The organism is Bradyrhizobium sp. 132, from assembly GCF_023074185.1.
Lineage (GTDB): Bacteria > Pseudomonadota > Alphaproteobacteria > Rhizobiales > Xanthobacteraceae > Bradyrhizobium.
Genome location: NZ_JADPKY010000171.1, coordinates 12,942 through 30,670 on the forward strand (window position 1 = coordinate 12,942; position 17,729 = coordinate 30,670).

12 protein-coding genes, 4 pseudogenes and 2 riboswitches are annotated in these 17,729 nt (G+C 57.1%); of the genes and pseudogenes, 8 read left to right on the plus strand and 8 right to left on the minus strand.

Annotated elements, in window-relative coordinates; all coding sequences use genetic code 11:
- Positions 1–6: 6 nt before the first annotated feature.
- A riboswitch (glycine riboswitch) is annotated at positions 7–94 on the minus strand.
- Between the two features lie 3 nt (positions 95–97).
- Positions 98–197: riboswitch (glycine riboswitch) on the minus strand.
- Between the two features lie 756 nt (positions 198–953).
- The 3 genes from IVA74_RS38010 to IVA74_RS38020 all read left to right on the plus strand — a co-directional run bounded on the left by IVA74_RS38010 (position 954) and on the right by IVA74_RS38020 (position 4,760).
- Positions 954–1,892 carry a D-aminoacyl-tRNA deacylase gene (locus IVA74_RS38010; protein WP_247352916.1) on the plus strand — a complete coding sequence of 313 codons (939 nt, stop codon included), beginning with the start codon at positions 954–956 and terminating at the stop codon, positions 1,890–1,892.
- Between the two features lie 85 nt (positions 1,893–1,977).
- Positions 1,978–3,201 (plus strand): Xaa-Pro peptidase family protein, encoded by a 1,224-nt coding sequence (locus tag IVA74_RS38015; RefSeq protein ID WP_247352917.1) that lies wholly within the window; start codon positions 1,978–1,980, stop codon positions 3,199–3,201.
- Positions 3,202–3,590: 389 nt separating this feature from the next.
- Positions 3,591–4,760 (plus strand): M20 aminoacylase family protein, encoded by a 1,170-nt coding sequence (locus IVA74_RS38020; protein ID WP_247352932.1) that lies wholly within the window; start codon positions 3,591–3,593, stop codon positions 4,758–4,760.
- Between the two features lie 269 nt (positions 4,761–5,029).
- On the opposite strand, the gene IVA74_RS38025 is transcribed toward IVA74_RS38020, so the two are convergent.
- A complete protein-coding gene (locus IVA74_RS38025; RefSeq protein WP_247352919.1) occupies positions 5,030–6,220 on the minus strand; it encodes a glycine C-acetyltransferase in 1,191 nt (396 codons plus the stop codon).
- A 13-nt stretch (positions 6,221–6,233) separates the two neighbouring features.
- Positions 6,234–7,181 (minus strand): aminotransferase class IV, encoded by a 948-nt coding sequence (locus IVA74_RS38030; protein WP_247352920.1) that lies wholly within the window; start codon positions 7,179–7,181, stop codon positions 6,234–6,236.
- A 669-nt stretch (positions 7,182–7,850) separates the two neighbouring features.
- Here IVA74_RS38030 and IVA74_RS38035 point away from each other — a divergent pair.
- The 4 genes and pseudogenes from IVA74_RS38035 (at position 7,851) to IVA74_RS38050 (ending at position 11,670) form a co-directional block, all read left to right on the plus strand.
- Positions 7,851–8,945 (plus strand): 3-hydroxyacyl-CoA dehydrogenase NAD-binding domain-containing protein, encoded by a 1,095-nt coding sequence (locus IVA74_RS38035; protein ID WP_247352922.1) that lies wholly within the window; start codon positions 7,851–7,853, stop codon positions 8,943–8,945.
- 19 nt (positions 8,946–8,964) lie between these two features.
- Positions 8,965–9,153 (plus strand): hypothetical protein, encoded by a 189-nt coding sequence (locus IVA74_RS38040; protein WP_247352923.1) that lies wholly within the window; start codon positions 8,965–8,967, stop codon positions 9,151–9,153.
- Positions 9,146–9,930: pseudogene (locus tag IVA74_RS38045) on the plus strand (carnitinyl-CoA dehydratase). Before IVA74_RS38040 ends, IVA74_RS38045 begins: the two are co-directional and overlap by 8 nt.
- Positions 9,931–10,322: 392 nt before the next feature.
- Positions 10,323–11,670 (plus strand): annotated as a pseudogene (locus IVA74_RS38050) (IS5 family transposase).
- Between the two features lie 249 nt (positions 11,671–11,919).
- Here the strand turns inward: IVA74_RS38050 and IVA74_RS38055 are convergent.
- The 6 genes and pseudogenes from IVA74_RS38055 to IVA74_RS38080 form a co-directional block, all read right to left on the minus strand.
- Complete coding sequence (locus tag IVA74_RS38055; RefSeq protein ID WP_247352924.1) at positions 11,920–12,804, minus strand: 3-keto-5-aminohexanoate cleavage protein; 885 nt, start codon at positions 12,802–12,804, stop codon at positions 11,920–11,922.
- 100 nt (positions 12,805–12,904) lie between these two features.
- The gene (locus IVA74_RS38060; RefSeq protein WP_346731001.1) at positions 12,905–13,483 is read right to left on the minus strand and encodes a thioesterase family protein; all 579 of its coding nucleotides are present in this window, start codon (positions 13,481–13,483) and stop codon (positions 12,905–12,907) included.
- The gene (locus IVA74_RS38065) at positions 13,441–14,226 is read right to left on the minus strand and encodes an SDR family NAD(P)-dependent oxidoreductase (protein WP_247352926.1); all 786 of its coding nucleotides are present in this window, start codon (positions 14,224–14,226) and stop codon (positions 13,441–13,443) included. Before IVA74_RS38065 ends, IVA74_RS38060 begins: the two co-directional genes overlap by 43 nt.
- A 751-nt stretch (positions 14,227–14,977) precedes the next feature.
- The gene (locus IVA74_RS38070) at positions 14,978–15,370 is read right to left on the minus strand and encodes a thioesterase family protein (protein WP_346731002.1); all 393 of its coding nucleotides are present in this window, start codon (positions 15,368–15,370) and stop codon (positions 14,978–14,980) included.
- The gene (locus tag IVA74_RS38075; protein ID WP_247352929.1) at positions 15,370–16,359 is read right to left on the minus strand and encodes a 3-hydroxyacyl-CoA dehydrogenase NAD-binding domain-containing protein; all 990 of its coding nucleotides are present in this window, start codon (positions 16,357–16,359) and stop codon (positions 15,370–15,372) included. The genes IVA74_RS38070 and IVA74_RS38075 overlap by 1 nt, the downstream gene beginning before the upstream one ends.
- A 683-nt stretch (positions 16,360–17,042) precedes the next feature.
- Positions 17,043–17,228 (minus strand): annotated as a pseudogene (locus IVA74_RS38080) (transposase); the annotation flags it as partial.
- 243 nt (positions 17,229–17,471) lie between these two features.
- Here IVA74_RS38080 and IVA74_RS38085 point away from each other — a divergent pair.
- A pseudogene (locus tag IVA74_RS38085) lies at positions 17,472–17,729 on the plus strand (IS110 family transposase); the annotation flags it as partial.

A 17,729-nucleotide genomic window follows, 5' to 3' on the forward strand; every position in this document is an offset into this window, starting at 1 on the left:
CCCCAAATCTGTCCGTGCACCTGAGAGCTTTGTCCGCAATCCTCGTGGATCACGGTCCCCTTCGGTGGGTGCTGACCGGCACCTCTCTCCAGATCGTCCTCGGTGTGCGGTCCTGGGCCTGAGAGTTTCCTTGGGGAGTTGCTCCGTCGGCGGTGATACGCCTTTGCAGGCTTATCACGCTCTCCCGCACACCATCATCAGACACGATAACACTCTCAGACGTACTCACTACCTGTCAAGCCGTGATGAATTGTCGGACGCCAAAATCGGCGGCGTAAGCGATAACCCGATGTTTGCCCCGGCTCCCCACCCAGATTAGCAGGTGGTTTGTTGCCTAGTGCTATGCTGATCTCGCTTTTTGATGATTGCATTCGCTGGATGTCCCAGTGGTTCCCAGCGAGCTATCGGCGGCTAGCGAGGAAATACTGCGTGATCCCTAAAAGAACGCAGAATGTTTGCGTGGCGACGCTCTAATAAATCTGCGGTGGTGTAGGACCCTACAAAGCTGTGCCTGGCATGCATCTCTTTCAAAGTCGAGCCAAAATAGAGGTCTGCACGCCTGAGGCGGTCGCTCTGCTCGATGTGGGGCTCTTCACACCACTTGCGTCGACGTCTCTGGCATATGGCGGCAAGATTCGCTCTTGTTCGTCGCGTAGTCAGGTTGAGTTCGCTGCTGGTCCGGGGGTCCGCTGCCGCGATGTTCAATTCGCGCGATTTCCGCTCGCTGCTTCGCCAAACAGGCTAGCCCATAACAGAACTCAGTTCGCGAGGGGCGCCGTTGTGATGCTATTCGGGCTTCAGTTAATCGCCTCCCACCCGCCCGGTCTCGTCGCCGTGCCAGCTCGGATTGTTCAAAGAGCATCGTGTTTTCCGAGAAAGTCGAAAAGACGGCGCCAATTTGAAGATAGACGTCCTGCGCTCTCGATCGGCTTTGAACTCGGCGGAGGGCCTCGATGAGACATGCCGTTTTTGTCTTCTGCGTCGATCGGGAAAAGGACCCCGTCGCGGGGCGCGTTCTGGATGCTCTCAAGGCCGAATGCGCTGTTGTTCCAACGAGTTTCGAAGTCGATGGGCACTCCGTCCTCGAAGTCGCTGGCTTGCATGACGCCAGAATTTCGATCGTGGCCACGAACGAAGTCGTAAGTAACGACTATGCGCGGTACGCGCCAATCTTGAATGAACGCTTCGGTGATGCCAACGTTATTGGCATCGTGAATTGGCACGAGGGCGCCAATGCGCCAAACGCGATCTTCTCGGTTCAAACGACCGGCGATCTGGGCACGGGGACCTTCAGCGCGGTCGACCCCAGGATTACACGGGGGCTTCTTCTAGCGATCGAAACCGAGCGGGTCACTTCCGGTCTTGACTCCTTTCGCACTTACCTGGAAGCGACTCATTGGTCGGGCGTCAAGGCTGGTGATGCTGGTACCCGTCTCGCTGACCTGCGACCGTCGGCTGTCGATGTCGAGATCGGGAGCTCGCCCGAAGATTGGGCAAATCCTGTTGCGGCTCGAGTGCTGGCGCGATCGCTACTGCAAATTTTCGATCGCATTGAGGAGCCGGTACACTCCGTGCTCTGCATCGGAGGCGTTCATTTCGAGCCGAGCTTCACGAACGCGGTATTGCAGTCGCGCGATCGACCCCCAATCGCGGCAAGTCACGTCCTACCAAACCACTGGCTAGTGTCGGATGGCTATGGCCAGGAAAGTCGTTTGGTCGATCTAAGAGCTTGCGTGCATTCGATTGTAGGCGGAATCCAGAGCATCGTGTACCACGACAAGCTAAAAGCGCCTTTCAAGGGAGTTGCTCGCCTGCTCGCAGAGGAACTCGGTGTTCCGATGCTTTCGCATAAAAAACTGCGCGCGGCTCTTCCGAAGGATATTGTCGAATGAGCGCGCGAAGGCAGCCATCTGCTATCGAACCGGCATCTAAACTGTCGGTCGTCTTGCGATTAACGTGTTTCTCTGGAGAAGAGCGATGAACGGTGTGGGGATGGGTTCGATTAGCACCATTCAGTATGATCCGTTTCCCCGGATCGAATACGAGGGCCGGGTCGAGCGTGCGCGGCGTTTGATGAAGGAGCATGCCATTGACGCGGTTCTAGCGACGTCCGAACACAATCTGCGATATTTCATTGGTGAGCCTAGCACCACCCCGCAGCAGACAACCCGGCCGCGATTTCTTCTCATTCTTTCGTCAGGTGACCCCGTTGCCGTCGTCCCAGAGGGAATCGACCAGTTTTATAAAGACACGACCTGGGTAAAAAATTGCCGGAGTTGGCCTAGCCCAAATCCGAAAGATGAGGGTGTGTCCGCACTTGCCGGAGCGTTGCGTGAGCTACTGCCAGAGGACGCCAAAATCGGCGTAGAGCTTGGTGCGGAGAGTAGGCTTGGCTTCCCCGCAGGAGATTTCTTGCGTGCTGCGGATGCGATCAAACCTCGAACGTTCGTCGACGCATCGGATCCGATTTTCACGCCCCTGCGAATGGTCAAGTCTCCGCTAGAGATTGACAGAATTCGAACTGTATGCAGGCTTGTTTCGGAAGCATTCGAAGATTTAGCATCAAAACTGCGTCTGGGTATGACGGAACGCGAGGCCTGTCGCCAGTTCGAATTCGAATGTTTCAGTCGCGGTGTCGAGAAGACAAGCAAGATAGTGGGTGTTTCTGGCCGCGGGGGATATACGCGTCCTTACGGTGTTCCGACCGACAAATTTCTGTCGGATGGAGACGTGTTGTTTATTGATGCCGGCTGCCTGTTCGACTTTTATTGGAGCGATTTCGATCGACACTTTGCTTTCGGTGCGCCTGATCCGCACACGCAGGATGCGTATCAGGTCGTTTGGGATGCCACCGAAGCGGGAATTGCCGCCGCTAAACCTGGCATTCCGATCTGTGATGTCTGGAGCGCAATGTCAGCCGTACTAAATGGCTCAAACAATCGCGGCAAAGCCACCAACATCGGCCGAATGGGACACTCCATGGGCTTATGGATGCCGGAGTTACCGTCGGTCCAACCGGACGACAAGACGATACTAAAGCCAGGCACGATCATTAACATTGAACCGAGCACCTCATATCCCTCATATTTCGACGGATCACCGAAGCTGATGCTGCATGAAGAGGTGGTTGTCGTGACCGAAACTGGCTCGCAGTTGCTCACTTCTCGTGCTCCGCGTAAAATGCCAGTGGTGGCCATATAACAAATAAGAAGACGAACGTAGCAGAGAGGAAGGGCATGCCGAGCTCTCGCCGTAAGTCTGAAGCGGCCATGACGTCTCAGTGGCGTTTTAGGCCTGTGTCTCAATGGCCGCACGAGAGTGTGGGATATCGAGCAAGCCGGCCTAAGAGACTATGGCAAGTTGGAGTTTTCGAGCAGAGTGCAGAAGCCGACACGGTCTGCGCCAAATAGATGCGGCGTCCTGCCATGACATCTCTACATTTTGCTTACGGCGACTTGCATTGAAAAAAGTCAGAATGCGAGCGACTGCAGCAAAAATTGAGCGAGGCCGCTTCACGCGTGCCCACCGAGAGCCCGCTGCACGCTCGAGCGGTGCTGTATCGACAATGGATTTGGATTTTAGAGTCTGACATGCATAGTGTTGATCAGTTTCGTGATTTGCAGGGAGAGGTAACCGCGTGGCGCCGCTATCTTCACGAAAATCCCGAGCTCGACTTTCAGGTACACAACACGGCGAGGTTCGTCGCCGAGAAGCTCGCCTCGTTCGGTATCAATCACATCGAAACGGGGATAGCTGAAACCGGCATCGTTGCCTTGATTCAAGGAAAGGGTGGAGATGGCCCCACCATCGGGTTGAGGGCCGACATGGATGCGCTGCCGATCCTTGAGGCCTCAAACAAGCCGTGGTCCTCGAAAGTGCCGGGTAAAATGCACGCATGCGGGCACGATGGTCATACAGCCATGTTGCTGGGCGCTGCGAAATATCTTGCCAAGACACGCAATTTCAAAGGCTGCGTCGCCTTGATTTTTCAGCCGGCAGAAGAAGTGGAACTTCCCTCCGGCGGCTTGAAAATGGTCCAGGAAGGAATCATGGATCGTTTCAGCATCTCCAAAGTCTTTGGGATGCACAACGCGCCGGGCACCGAGGTCGGCAAGTTCAGCATTTGCGATGGGCCGATCATGGCCTCGCAGGACGATTTCGACATTGTCGTGAAGGGGCGAGGTGGCCATGCGGCCAAGCCACATGAAACTATCGACCCAGTCGTAATTGCGGCAAAGATCATCGTCGGCTTGCAAACTCTGGTCTCGCGCAACACGAATCCAATCGAGTCTCTCGTCATCTCAGTGACCAAGTTGAATGCTGCCAATGCCTACAACGTCATTGCCGATCACGTGGAAATGGCCGGCACTGTCAGAACTCATGTTCCGGAGCTGCGAGACTTTGCCGAACGCCAGATCATGGCGGCAGCCCAGGGCATCGCGCGCGGATTTGGCGCGGATATCGAGTTCAAATACCGTCGATCGGTCCCGGTGACCTTCAACCACACTGAGGAGACCAATCTGGCGATCAGGGCGGCAGGCAGTCTGGTCGGGGCCGCGTCTGTGGACGAGAACATCAAACCGCGTATGGGCGCCGAGGACTTTGCCTACATGCTCGAGGCGCGGCCGGGCGCTATGATTTTCATTGGCAACGGGCCGACCGCAGGTGTGCACAATCCGACTTATGATTTCAACGATGAAGCGTTACCTTATGGCATCGGCTATTGGGTGAATTTGGTTGAGACAGTGCTGGCTATCTGAATCACCCGGTTTGTGTCGATTCACCTCGCCAACCAAAGGCTTGGCGAGCGGCAAAACTACAGCAGATAAATTGCGGCTGGCTTGGATTAGTGAACCAAGTTTCGTTTTAGTGACAGAGTGCAATCAGGTGGCGCGCTCGATTTCTCCGCGTAGCTGACATTACGGTCCCGCCTCAATGTCTTTGGGCCATGACGGAGAAGCGATCTTGCGCCCCCGCCGTGAATTGATCTCTTACGGACGACTGATGTTGGAAGTCCTAGCCAAGGAGCTTAGTTGTTAAGGTCGGACCTTGCTGATCGGAATGCTGCAATTACTCTTTCGATGTCGTCCGCACTGTGGGCGGCACTTACCTGCATGCGAATCCGCGCAGCGCCTTCCGGGACAACAGGATACGAGAACGGAACTACTAGAATGCCATGCGCACTCAAGAACTCAGCAATCTGGACCGCCACTGCCGCGTCCCCGGTCATAACGGGCACAATTGGGTGATCGTTGCCCAAAACTTGAAATCCCAGACCGCTCAATCCTTGTCGTAGCTGACCAGTGCGAGCAGAGAGATTCTGCCTGAGATCGTCTGCGCTTTCTGCCAAGTCGATTGCGGCCAACGAAGCCTCACAGATTGCAGGCATCAGTGAGTTTGAAAAGAGGTATGGGCGCGCACGCTGTCGCAACCAGGAAATGATCTCACTACGGCCTGAGACGTACCCGCCAGATGCGCCGCCAAGTGCCTTGCCAAGCGTGCCGGTAAGAATATCAATTTGATCCTCCAGCCCGTACTGCGCCGGTGTTCCTCGCCCTTCTGGCCCGATAAACCCCACAGCATGAGAGTCATCGACCATGACCAAGGCGCCGTAACGTTTTGCTAGCTCGCAAATGCCTGGAAGATTCGCGGCAGCGCCATCCATGGAAAATACGCCATCGGTCACAACAAGCACTGTTCGGCAGTGACTTGCCTCGCTTAGAGCGTGCTCTAGTTCGTTCATATCATTGTTGGCATAGCGAAATCGCTTCGCCTTGCAGAGCCGAATTCCATCTATGATGCTCGCATGATTCAGGCTATCGCTGATTACCGCGTCGTCAGCGTCGAGCATGGCCTCAAACAGCCCCGTGTTCGCATCGAAGCACGAACCGAATAGAATCGTGTCTTCCGTCCGAAGGTAGCTGGAAAGCCTGTTTTCAAGGGCGCGATGAACTGCGTGCGTCCCACAAATAAATCGCACAGAGGACATTCCAAATCCATGCCGTTCGAGACCTGCATGCGCCGCTCGCACCAGGGCTGGGTGATTGGCCAGACCGAGATAATTGTTGGCGCACATGTTCAGGAGATCGCGCTCACCAAGCGCGCGGAGGCGAACATGCGTCGACTGAGGCGAGGCGATCTCTTGCTCAAGTTTCAGGAGTTTTCGGGATGATAGCTCATCTAGATTGTCACGAAGTCGCTGACCAAATTGCGAGCACATGGTTCATTTCCGATCATGGATAAATGATAGCAGTCGACCATGCGGGATCCGCGTGCTTTTGCCAATAGAGATCCGTGAGGCGGCGGGTGATGGACCCTACCTGGCCATTGGAGATCGTCGTGTCGTCGATGCGCGTCACTGGCATAATGCCGCCGGCAGTGGAGGTAATGAACACCTCGTCAGCCTTCTTGATATCGTCACGACGGATGTCGCCAGCAATGGCGGCGAGCCCAATCTCAGCACAAAGATCGAACACGGTTCGACGCGTGATACCGGGTAATACGCCAAAAGCTGGCGTTCTCAACGATCCATCCTTTACAAGGAATACGTTGAAGCCTGGACCTTCGGCGATATGCCCATTCGTGTCTAGGATCAGCGCCGTCTCGGCGCCTTTGTCGTAGGCGTCGAAAAGACCCCTTACGAGATCAAGCCAATGATAGTTCTTAATCGTGGGATCGACCGAACCAGGCGGGATGCGGACAGTCTCGCTAATCGCGACGCGCAAACCTCTTTCCAATTGTTCCTTGTTGGCAACTGAACCATAAGGTATTGCAAACGCGATGAACCGGTTCTCTGCTTGGCGGGGATCGCGGCTGAATGTCGGCGACGAACCGCGCGTGCAGATCATCTCAACGTAAGCCGATTTATGACCTGACAAAGCGACGCACTGCTTAAGGATCGACGCAATTGTCTCGCGATCGTAAGGGAGCTTCATTCGAAGGCGTTCGACGCCGACCAGAAATCGGTCAAGGTGCTGATCCAACCGGAAAAAGCGGCCGTTCCACACGTGCACGGTATCGTAGGTCGCGTCGGAGTGAAGCAGACCCCAATCGAGCACAGAGATTTTTGCCTCGGACATCGGCAGGTATTGGCCATCCATGAAGGCGACCCCATGAGGGTAGTGCCGTCGATCGATGTGATGCTGCTTTATTGTTGGAGGCGCAGGGGACAGGTCTGTCATTGGAGAGGTCATTCGCAGTATGAGAGGGTGAGGCAATCAAAGAATTGCTGCATCGCCAAAGAGATGATTTGGGACATTGTGCTCCATCAAATGAGGAACGGCACGGCCGGCCGCTGAACCGTAGTCACCTGAAATGTTAACAGGCCCGTGAGCCGCATTCCCCTGATGTGGTACCTCGTATGGAGGAAATTCTGCATCCAAGCTAAATGGGCGAAAGTTTTCACACAACAGAACGCTAGATAGAGGGACGAACTCTCCTGCCTAGCCGACGTTGATCTCGCTTGCGCATGATCAAGATCATAGGAATTCTTCCGGCGGTAGGCCCGTCGCGAGCCGGAGGAGAGCACACGCGGTCGACCAACTCGATACGTGGCGCCAGGCGGCTTTGTAGTCAAAGCTACCCGGGGTCGCATTCGCGACGCGAATGGCTGTTTGGGGCCACTCCTAAGCGCCGCCTTGGTCGAATTCCACCTCCGCAGCCCCGGTATCATTTATTCAACCTCAAAGGGAGCGCGGACGTGCCGACAAGGAAAAATGGCTTTCGGTGTCTATTATTCTGTGTGACTTTAGGCGCAGCCTTGGCCGTCGTCGCTTAGACCGGATTTGCCGAATACGAGGTTCCCACACGGCAACCGATGATGAACTGGTTGTGCAGAGGGAGCTCTCGCTATGATCGGTACGGGTGGAGGCCTGATGAGCTTTGCGATAAGCGTTACGCTTGGGAGTGCAGTGTCGATGTCAGATCATTCGAAGTTCCTGCCGGAGAAGCTACCACCGCGGGTCGGGTTATTAGGAGGCGGGACGATCGGCGGCGGCTGGGCCGCACGATTTATCCTGAATGGAGTTGATGTGCAGCTGTATGATCCGGCACCCCGTGCGGCCGACCGCGTGCGGGCGACTCTAGTCAGCGCGCGCCGGCTATATCGTCAGCTGACGCAGGTCCCGCTACCAGTTGAAGGGGTGCTGACGGTGGTGGAGTCAATTGCGGAAGCGGTGGCTGACGTAGATCTTGTGCAAGAGTCCGCGCCGGAGCGTCAGGAATTGAAGCAGCAACTGCTCGCAGCGGCTAGCCGAGCAACTGCCCCTGATACCCTGGTCTGCTCCTCGACCTCGGGATTTCGACCATCTTTGCTGCAGGCGAGTATGGACCATCCCGAGCGGCTGCTCGTCGCGCACCCGTTCGACCCTGTTTACCTGCTGCCGTTGGTTGAACTGTGCGCTGGAGAGTGTGCGGCGCCGGAGGCGATGGCGCGAGCCGTGGACATTTATCGCGCCGTGGGCATGCACCCGCTCGTGCTACGCAAAGAGGTGGACGGGTTCATCGCAAACCGGCTGCAGCAGGCCATGTGGCGAGAGGCGTTGTGGCTGGTGCACGACGACGTCGCCAGCTTGCAGGAAATCGATGATGCGGTTCGTTATTCCTTTGGGTTGCGCCGGGCGGTCATCGGGGCCTTCAGGATGGGCGGCGGAGGTGCGGCTGGTATGCGTCGATTTATGGAGCAATGGGGTCCCCAGCTAAAGTGGCCGCTGACGAAGTTCACTAACGTGCCAGAACTCACCGAGGCCTTCCTGGACAGGCTCGCCGAGCAATCAGACGAGCAAGCGAAATTAGATAATCTCACGACGTCAGAGCTCGAGACGAAGCGTGACGATTGCCTAGTGGCCGTTCTTGCGGGGCTGCGCTTGCAGCATTATGGCGCCGGCGAAACGGTCGCTCTGTGGGAACGGGCTCTTCTCGACCGTGCCCGTAACTCACGATGCTAAATTAGTGACGGAAAGTCAAATGGATCTCCCCTTCACAGATGAAGAGCGACGCTTTCGCGAAGAAATGCGGCTGTTCCTACGCGAAGGGGCCGCGGACAAGGACACCGGCTCGATCGCATTTATCAACCCGCTGATCGTGTGCAGCGAAGACAAAGGGGCCGAGATTGACGACGCGCTGCTTGTACTTGGAGAAAAAAAGAATGGCTGACGTTATCACCACCCGTCGCGAAGGCGCTATCCTTGAAGTTACGCTCAATCGGCCGAAGGCTAACGCCATCGACGTGAAAACGTCGCGGCTGATGGGCGAGACTTTCAAGGCCTTCCGAGACGATCCTGACCTGCGGATCGCCATCGTGAGGACGGCCGGCGACAAATTCTTCTCTGCCGGCTGGGATCTCTAAAGGCGGCTGCTGGCGGAGATGCTCCGCACAGCCATTATGGAGTCGGCGGCTTCGGCGGGCTCCAGGAACTGCGCGACCTCAACAAACCAGTGATCGCCTGTGTCAATGGTATGGCCGTTGGCGGTGGCTTCGAGTTGGCTCTCTCCTGCGACCTGATCTACGCCTCTGATCATTCCTCGTTCGCCCTGCCGGAGATCCGGGCTGGAGCGCTCGCTGACGCGGCAACAATCAAGTTGCCGAAGCGCATTCCCTATCACATCGCAATGGACCTTCTGCTCACCGGGCGCTGGATGGACGTGTCGGAAGCCCATCGCTGCGGTCTGGTCAATGAGGTGCTGCCCAAGGAGAAGCTCGAGGAACGAGTCTGGAAGATCGCGCAGCTACTCGCCAGTGGCCCGCCACTGGTCCTCTCCGCGATCAAGGAGACAGTGCGCGTGGCCGAGGCACTGAGTTTCCAGGACGCGATGAACCGAGTGACGCGCCGCCAGATCGCGACCGTAGATAGGCTTTACGGCTCAGAGGACACTCTCGAGGGACGCCGGGCATTCGCCGATAAGCGCGATCCGATTTGGAGAGGTAGGTAGTGATATTGTAGGGCGGCAAACTCGGAGCATCCAGTTAACCCAAGGCATCTGCAGAGCGCTGTCGGCAGACGCTTTGGGATTGAGCCTCTCTGTTCGACCCCCATGCCAGACGAGCGGAGAATGCAGATCGGCACCTCCTACCAATCATCCGCCCGTTCGCGAGAGCAGCATCTGTTCAACGTGTAGGAGGCACTCGCGGCGGCTACGATACGTCTATACTAATGGGTCGTCCGTGAACAAGGTTCTAAGCGATTGAGCAGGAGTCTCTTTTTCGGATTCGAGGCGGTTTGAGATTGCAGGGAATGGGAGGTTGAAGCCGCCAAACCCTGCAATTTCGCTTTTGGATTTCCTTTCCCTGCGGACCATGATTCTGTGGTGCATCGGAGGGAACGATGCGGCCGAAGAAGCACAGGACGACGGGATCGAACGATCTGTTCCGGGCGCGGCTGGACCAGATCATCAACATGAAGCACGAGTTGGTTCTGCTTGCCGGCAAGATCGATTGGGACTGGATCGACGGCGAGATCGCGCCGCTCTACAGCGAGAACGGCCGGCCGGGGATCGAGACCCGCTTCATGATCGGGCTGTTGTTGCTCAAGCATATCTACGGGCTGTCCGATGAGGGGGTGTGCGAGCGCTGGGTCCACGACCCTTATTTCCAGTTCTTCACCGGCGAAGAGTTTTTCCGGCACGCTTTCCCGCACGAACGCTCGGACCTGAGCCATTGGCGCAAGCGGCTCGGCGACAAGCTGGAGCTGCTGCTGGCCGAGAGCCTGCGGGTGGCGCACGAAGCCGGCGCCTTACGCAGCCAGGACCTCAAGCGCGTCACGGTCGACACCACGGTGCAGCCGAAGGCCATCACTTTCCCGACCGACGCCAAGCTGCTTCATGCGGCCATCCAGGGCCTCAACCGCCTGGCGAGAAGGCACAGCGTCAGGCTCCGGCAATCCTATTCTCGCGTGGCCAAGGCCGCTGCGATGATGGCGGGCCGCTACGCCCATGCCAAACAGTTCGGGCGGCATCAGCGGCAGTTGCGTATCCTGCGCAGCCGGCTGGGCCGGAGTCATCCGCGACATCCGTCGCAAGATCGAGGGCCAGCCAGCCCTCGAGGAGGCATTCGCCCTTCCGCTTGGCCGAGCCAGCCAGATCCGCTCCCAGCAGCAGCGCCAGCGCGGCTGGAAGCTCTATTCCTTTCATGCCCCGGAGGTGGAGTGCATCGGCAAAGGCAAGGCCTCAGCCCCTTACGAGTTCGGCGTGAAGGCCTCCATCGTCACCAACAATCGCCGAGCTCCCGGCGGCCTGTTCGTACTGCATGCCAGCTCGCTGCCCGAAAATCCCTACGACGGTCACACCTTGCGGAACGTCATCGACCGGACCGAGACGCTCACCGGATGTCCGATCGAGCGGGCCTATGTCGACAAGGGATACCGCGGCCACGATGCTCAAAATCCACGTCGCGTCTTCATCTCCGGCCAAAAGCGCGGCGTCTTCGGCGTCATCAAGCGCGAGCTGCGCCGCCGCTCCGCCATCGAGCCCATCATCGGCCACATGAAGACCGAAGGTCACCTCGGTCGCTGCTACCTCAAAGGCCGTGCCGGAGACGCCGCCAACGTCATCCTCTCAGCCGTCGGCCACAACTTCCGCCGCATCCTAGCCTGGCTCAGAGAACTCTTGTGCCTGTTCCTGGTCCGACTATGCCGCGTGCTGGCCGGTCCAGCCCCGCTCAATTCGCCTTCTTAACGGACGACTAATGGGATCGTCATCTTGTCCAACCAATTTAACGCGGATTAGCGTATTCGAGGTCTTGAATCCGGTCCCGCAAATCTAGGCAGTGCATTAGCGCTTTATAACGCAACGCTTCACTGACCACTTCATTGTGCGTCAAATCCGATATTTTGCTGATTCGCGCGCGTCCGGCGAGAATCCTAGGCTAGGTGTCGAAGGCCGAGAGTCCAGCTTGGCGTAATTCCACGCTGGACCCAAGTGCCGTTATCCGCGTTTGGAAACGCCAAGAATTGATCTGGCCTCTGCCGGTGTCGCCACGCTGGCTCCCATACGTTCAATGATTCCGACAGCGTTCTCGACAAGTTCGGCGTTGGATGCAAGCACACCTCGTCGAAGATAAATGTTATCTTCCAATCCTACCCGGACATGCCCGCCCATCGGCACTATCTGTGCGACCACGGGCATTTCGTCGGAGCCACACCCAAATCCGCCCCAAATGGCCCCTGAAGGCAAAAGCTCGCGCATCGCCTGCAGAACGGTCGGACCAGCCGGAGCCCCATTCCCCGTGCTGAGACAGAATTGAAAGAGGGCAGGACCATCAATGGTGCCTTCCGACACGAGCTTCTTCGCAGTTTCGATGTGGCCTAGATCGAAGCATTCGAGTTCGGGCTTGACGCCTGCTTCTCGCATAAGTCTCGCCATCTCTCGCAGATCCGACATGCGCGCAACAAAAATCTGCTCTCCGAATACTATCGTGCCGCAATCCAAGGTGGCAAGCTCAGGCTGCAGTTTGATTGCGTGAAGACAGCGTGCCTTGGAATCTTTAAGGGTGCTAGCTTTTCCAATCTTGATTGGGTCAACGGAATCAATTGCAATGGTCCCATCCATGCCGCACGTCAGGTTGATGACTACATCGGTGGCCGCGTCCCGAAGCTTCTTTACGACTTGTTCATAGAGCTCAAATCGGTTCGAAGGGGCGCCGGTATCTGGTTCGCGGACGTGAATGTGAACGACCGCAGCCCCCGCTTTCGCAGCATCCAGTGCTGCCTCTACTATTTGTGACGGCGTCTTGGGAATGTTTGGATGCTTCGCAAGAATGGCAGAATTGCCGCCGGTGATTGCGCACGTGACGATGACTTTTCGAGACATCTAAAGCTCCTATCTAGTTACGTTAGTACCGTGGATCGACCCGGATGGTGTTGAAGACATGGTGTTTCATCGAAGTGCGAAAAAGAACGCAGTAGCCACCTCATCGAGCCGGCGCGCCTGCGATGAGCGACGCTGCGCGGCCGACGTTCCGTGGTGGGCTCCCACTTTGACCGAGCTGTGCTTCCCGGAGCCGCTCTAAGACCTCGGGGCGGAAAGGCTCAACTTTCCGGCTCCCCACGCCAACATTGAGCAGCAACTGCTCTGCCGTCGCCGCGAGCGCGCCGTCTCGATCGTCGAACATTTCATGGTGCATAACGAAGCGCTTAGTGTCGAGCTCGAGAATGCGCGTGGTGATTGTCAGGGTGCCACCGGCAAGAATTTCGCGGACGTAGGTGATGTGGAAATCGCCTGCAAAGATCGTATGGCCTCGATCGAGATAGGAATTGCCCAAGCCCAAGTCGCGGCAGGCGAGATCGCCGGCCTCGGTAAATACCTCGAAATACGGCCTGACATTCATATGCCCGTTCATATCAAGCCAAGATGTCCGAACTGAGCAGCGGAAAATGAACAAGGACGTTTTGAAGCACTTCGCTTGGTTGCTGAGGCCACTAAAGTCCGTAATGTGCTGGTTATTGATCACCGGGCACCAGCATTTGCGCCAAGATCGATTGGAAGGCACACGCCGCTAACTCCGGAAGCCGCAGGGCTCACAAGAAAGCCAATGGTTGCCGAGACCTCACGAACTTCGACGAAGCGATTGCCTGGTTGCGACGCGCGGAAAAGGGCGATGACTTCGTCCACGCTAATGCCTCGACTTGCCGCCTGAGCCTCTAGCTGACCACGCATCATGCCGGTATCCATCCAGCCCGGCGCAATGGCGTTGACGGTAAGACCATGCGCCGCCCCCTCCAGCGCCGCAACGCGAACTAGACCGAGAACTCCATGCTTTGCCGCGGTGTATGCCGCCTTTTTGGACGCACCCCCAAGGCTCGCACTAGATGCCGTCACCACAACGCGGCCACCGCGGGATTTGATCAAGGCTGGCCAAGCCGCCTTCAGCGCGGCGAATGGTCCGTCCAGCATCACAGCACGAAGACGCTCCCATTCGGCGTCCGGGAACTGATCGAGCGGCGCGACGAACTGGCAACCAGCATTCAGCACAAGAATGTCGAGTCCCCCAGCGGTCGCTACTACATGGGCGACCATGTCCCGATTCCCGCTCGCCGTGGAGAGATCCGCGTGGAAGACATCTTTACCAACGACGTCCGCACCGTACACGTTCGCCCCGCGATCACGCAATTCGGCCACGATGGCTTGCCCAAGCCCTCCGGCCGCTCCAGTCACAAGGGCTACTCGCCCCTCAAGCGACGATCCATAGGCAAGGGACTGTTGTTCGTGGTGCTTGGAATCAGACTTGGTCATTCACTTCTCTCTTAGTACTCGAGGTGTTTGGGAATCAGGTTTCGTACAGACCGGCCGGTTTCCATGCTTAATCAGTGCCGCCAGCCTGAGTTTGGCAGCCGCCGGCCTCTACCGTGCCTACTCGATCTTGGCGGGAGGTTCGCCGTCTCCGCATTTGAAACCAGCACACTTTAGCTCGATCAGTGATAAGTTTGCGGCTCGCTCTACCGGGAATAAGCAGAATCGCGGCTATTCTCGAAATATTCCGCAGCTTTCCGCCATATCTTCGGCGCGGACCAGCTAAATTTCGGAGGCGGACGCGGCGGGACTTTTGTGTGTCAACTTCAGCAAAACACCCTAGGCTTGATCCTGCCGACCCGGGTGATCAGCGAGCCGGAGCAATAGCGAAGCCATACCTAGCTGCCATCTCTGCCAAGCGTCTCCTGAACGGCTGAACCAGGAGGAACTCCTTGAGTGATGGCCAAAAGCTGTTTGACGGCAGAACACTCTGTCCTGATCCTTTATCGCGGTCATGGCTGGTGGCCGATTGCAGCGAGGCGGCAAGTTATCGGGAGCGAAATGGACATGTCCACCACTTACGCATAGAATTCAAGCCGATGTCGTCACCTGCGCGGCGCGGCTTGTTGCTGCGTACTCAGATGTCACACCAATCGCCCTGCTATACCGGGGCAGGGCGTCCGCCGCGTGGAGGGCGCACTCGCAAGATCAGCTCCGCGACGGTCTTCGGCTTATCGACAACAGCGGCCGGGCGTCATCCGGTGGGCGTCCCCCAAGAGGCAAAATTGCCACTGATAGTGTCAGTGAACCATATCACTCTGCGGCTCGCCGGATCGAAGCATAGGTTCATCGTCTCGACCGTGCAGGCGAGATTGCCGGCGCTTTCGAGGCGATGAAGGAGATGAAACCGCTTCGCGTCCCAGGCAATCAGCGAGGTACGGACTTTAAGAGGGTCGCCCAGGCGCAGTTCGCGAATATAGCGAACATAAGTCTCAGTCATAACGAACTGAATTTCCGACTTGGATACAACACCGTTTGCTCGTTGCCAGATCTCTAAGCTGGCAAGGTCGGCGATGCGCTGGTATGTCAGAAAATTGACGTGATCGAGCTTGTCCAACCAATCCTGCTCGACGACCTTACCAGGCATTAATCCAGGTCACTGTTGGCCCCCGCGAGACCTGTTCTGACTCGTTTCAATGCGGAGCGGATACCCACCACACCCGCATTGCGCAACGCCATCAGCCCTGCTTGTCCGTTTGCCCCGATTCCGTTGGCGACCTTTTCGGCATAGATCTGCATCAGAGCCCGATCAGGCTGGAAACTGGTCGGAGCTACATAGCCGCTGTCCATCTCGCGGCCCAGAGTTTCTACGAATTTACCCCACAGAGAAGGGTCGCTCTTTCCGAGGAATAATGCCGAGGAAAGACCCATAACTGCCCACCGGATTGCTGGGCCTGCAGCGATCGCCTTGTCAATGGATTCCAGATCGGCCACACCTTGGGACATGAGATAGAGAACCTCCCTCAGAACGGCGTACTGGATACGGTTGCCGATATAGCCTTCGATCTCGTTGTCTAACTCGACCACTTCGCAACCCGTCGCCTGGTAGAATGCCGAAGCATTGTCCGCGGCCTCTCGAGCGGCGGCGCCTCCGGCGATTTCAACAAGTGGAATAAGAAAAGGCGGATTGAAGGGATGACCGACAAGAATGCGCTCGGGACGCCTTGTCGCCCCACTTCTCAACTTAGAGGAGAGAAAGCCAGAAGAACTCGATGCGATGACAACATCAGGTAGCGTATGCGCATCAATTTCCGAAAGCAAGGAAATCTTCGTATCGATATTTTCCGGCCCACTTTCTTGGATGAAATCTGTACCCTTAAGTGCTTTTTCAAGATCGGTTGTGAAGAACACGCGCGAGGGTGTCGCGCCAGCCGCCATTCCCAGTCCGGTGAGGGCTGGCATTGCCTTCGCAAGGCTTTGTCGGAGATAGCTCTCGCGGTCGGCCGCCTGATCATACACACTGACATCGAGCCCAGCCCGCATGAAGTGCGCGGCCCAACCGGCTCCGATCACGCCGCCGCCGACGCAGGTGACCTTGGCGATCTTGCGCGCACTTGGCCTTTTAGATTCCGACATTCATTTGCTCGATTTTCATACAGTTCACGAGTCGGTGGACAGTTGCGCGCCGCCAGTTCACCAAATCCTGAGCGCCACCAAAACCTGGGGCAAGTCTCAACAAAAATGAACATTACCTTACCAGTTGACGCTGCTCGATCACGATGTTCTAGCCCAAGCGCCAACCGGCTACGACACGGGCAGCTCAGCTGGAAACCAGCGCATGTCGCCATCTGCCGGGCCTCCGACGATTTTCGAGTTGGCTAGAAGCCGAATCGAACGGTTGGCGAAATCGAGCATGAGCTTAGGAGGCGTCGGTACCCTTTCGAAGTTGAGAACTCCAAAGTGAGAGCCTGTAAGGTTTGAGCATAGTGCCGGCTAACGCTCATTTCCTCTAATCGTGGGCTAATAGAGCCGAAATTCTGCTCGCGCTCCGAAAAATGCAGCGGCTTTCATATCAAAGCGTCTCAACTTCGATGAAGCAAATCGGATTCAGAAGGCAACCTGCATTACGAGATTTCCAGCCGGCATAAACGTTGTAATCCGTGGGCAACGTAGATGGTGAGCTGCTTGACGGGCCAGTGGAGATCGGCCCGTATTTTGGCTATGAGATCGTGTCCCGTGGCGTGGTGTAACTGACGGCGGGTCACCGCCGATACTCCAGCGGAAGGTATCAGCCTGCGACGGCGGGGCAAACCGACGATGGGATCATCGCTCAACGGTGCGATGGTTTCCAGCGTCATATAGCGGGCCCGCTGAACCGCCCACTCGTCGTTCTGCTCGAGCAGGATCGCGCCGACCAGGCGAACGATGGCGTCTTCATTTGGGAAGATGCCAACCACCTCGGTCCGCCGCTTGATCTCGCCGTTGAGGCGCTCGATCGGATTGGTAACCGGTATGAGATGTCTCGGTGCCAACGTTCCCGCTGCGGTGTTCTACATCGTGGCGTATGGTGCGACCATCGGGACAGAGGCACCGGGAGCACGAAGTGCGGGCAGGCCGATGTTATTCGATGAGCCGAGAGCTCGAGTTAGTAGCTGGCCGCCTCTGCGACTCGCCCGGTTGCGCTGGGAGCGCGAATCCGTAGTTGTCGTGTCGCCCGCAGCTCCCGTCATATCAAGCAGGAGGTGCAAATGCGACGGGTGATTGGCATCGACGTCCACCGAACTTTCGGCGAGGTGGTGATTTGGGAGGATGGCAGGCTCCGACATGCGGGCCGCATTGATATGACGCGGACTGCGTTGGAGGAATTTGGCAAGACCCTGCTGGCCAGTGATGAGGTGGTGGTCGAGGCGACCGGCAACAGCATGGCGGTATCGCGGGTTCTGGCACCGTTCGTGGCACGGGTGATTATCGCCAATCCGCTGCAGGTGAAGGCGATCGCCCAGGCT

What these genes read in the sequence shown, in the direction of transcription:
- IVA74_RS38075 (WP_247352929.1), bottom strand. Translation starts at nt 16,359, where the DNA reads ATGTCGGAATCTAAAAGGCCAAGTGCGCGCAAGATCGCCAAGGTCACC.
- IVA74_RS38025 (WP_247352919.1), bottom strand. Translation starts at nt 6,220, where the DNA reads ATGTGCTCGCAATTTGGTCAGCGACTTCGTGACAATCTAGATGAGCTA.
- IVA74_RS38040 (WP_247352923.1), top strand. Translation starts at nt 8,965, where the DNA reads ATGGATCTCCCCTTCACAGATGAAGAGCGACGCTTTCGCGAAGAAATG.
- IVA74_RS38010 (WP_247352916.1), top strand. Translation starts at nt 954, where the DNA reads ATGAGACATGCCGTTTTTGTCTTCTGCGTCGATCGGGAAAAGGACCCC.
- IVA74_RS38030 (WP_247352920.1), bottom strand. Translation starts at nt 7,181, where the DNA reads ATGACAGACCTGTCCCCTGCGCCTCCAACAATAAAGCAGCATCACATC.
- IVA74_RS38015 (WP_247352917.1), top strand. Translation starts at nt 1,978, where the DNA reads ATGAACGGTGTGGGGATGGGTTCGATTAGCACCATTCAGTATGATCCG.
- IVA74_RS38065 (WP_247352926.1), bottom strand. Translation starts at nt 14,226, where the DNA reads ATGACCAAGTCTGATTCCAAGCACCACGAACAACAGTCCCTTGCCTAT.
- IVA74_RS38020 (WP_247352932.1), top strand. Translation starts at nt 3,591, where the DNA reads ATGCATAGTGTTGATCAGTTTCGTGATTTGCAGGGAGAGGTAACCGCG.
- IVA74_RS38055 (WP_247352924.1), bottom strand. Translation starts at nt 12,804, where the DNA reads ATGTCTCGAAAAGTCATCGTCACGTGCGCAATCACCGGCGGCAATTCT.
- IVA74_RS38070 (WP_346731002.1), bottom strand. Translation starts at nt 15,370, where the DNA reads ATGCCTGGTAAGGTCGTCGAGCAGGATTGGTTGGACAAGCTCGATCAC.
- IVA74_RS38035 (WP_247352922.1), top strand. Translation starts at nt 7,851, where the DNA reads ATGATCGGTACGGGTGGAGGCCTGATGAGCTTTGCGATAAGCGTTACG.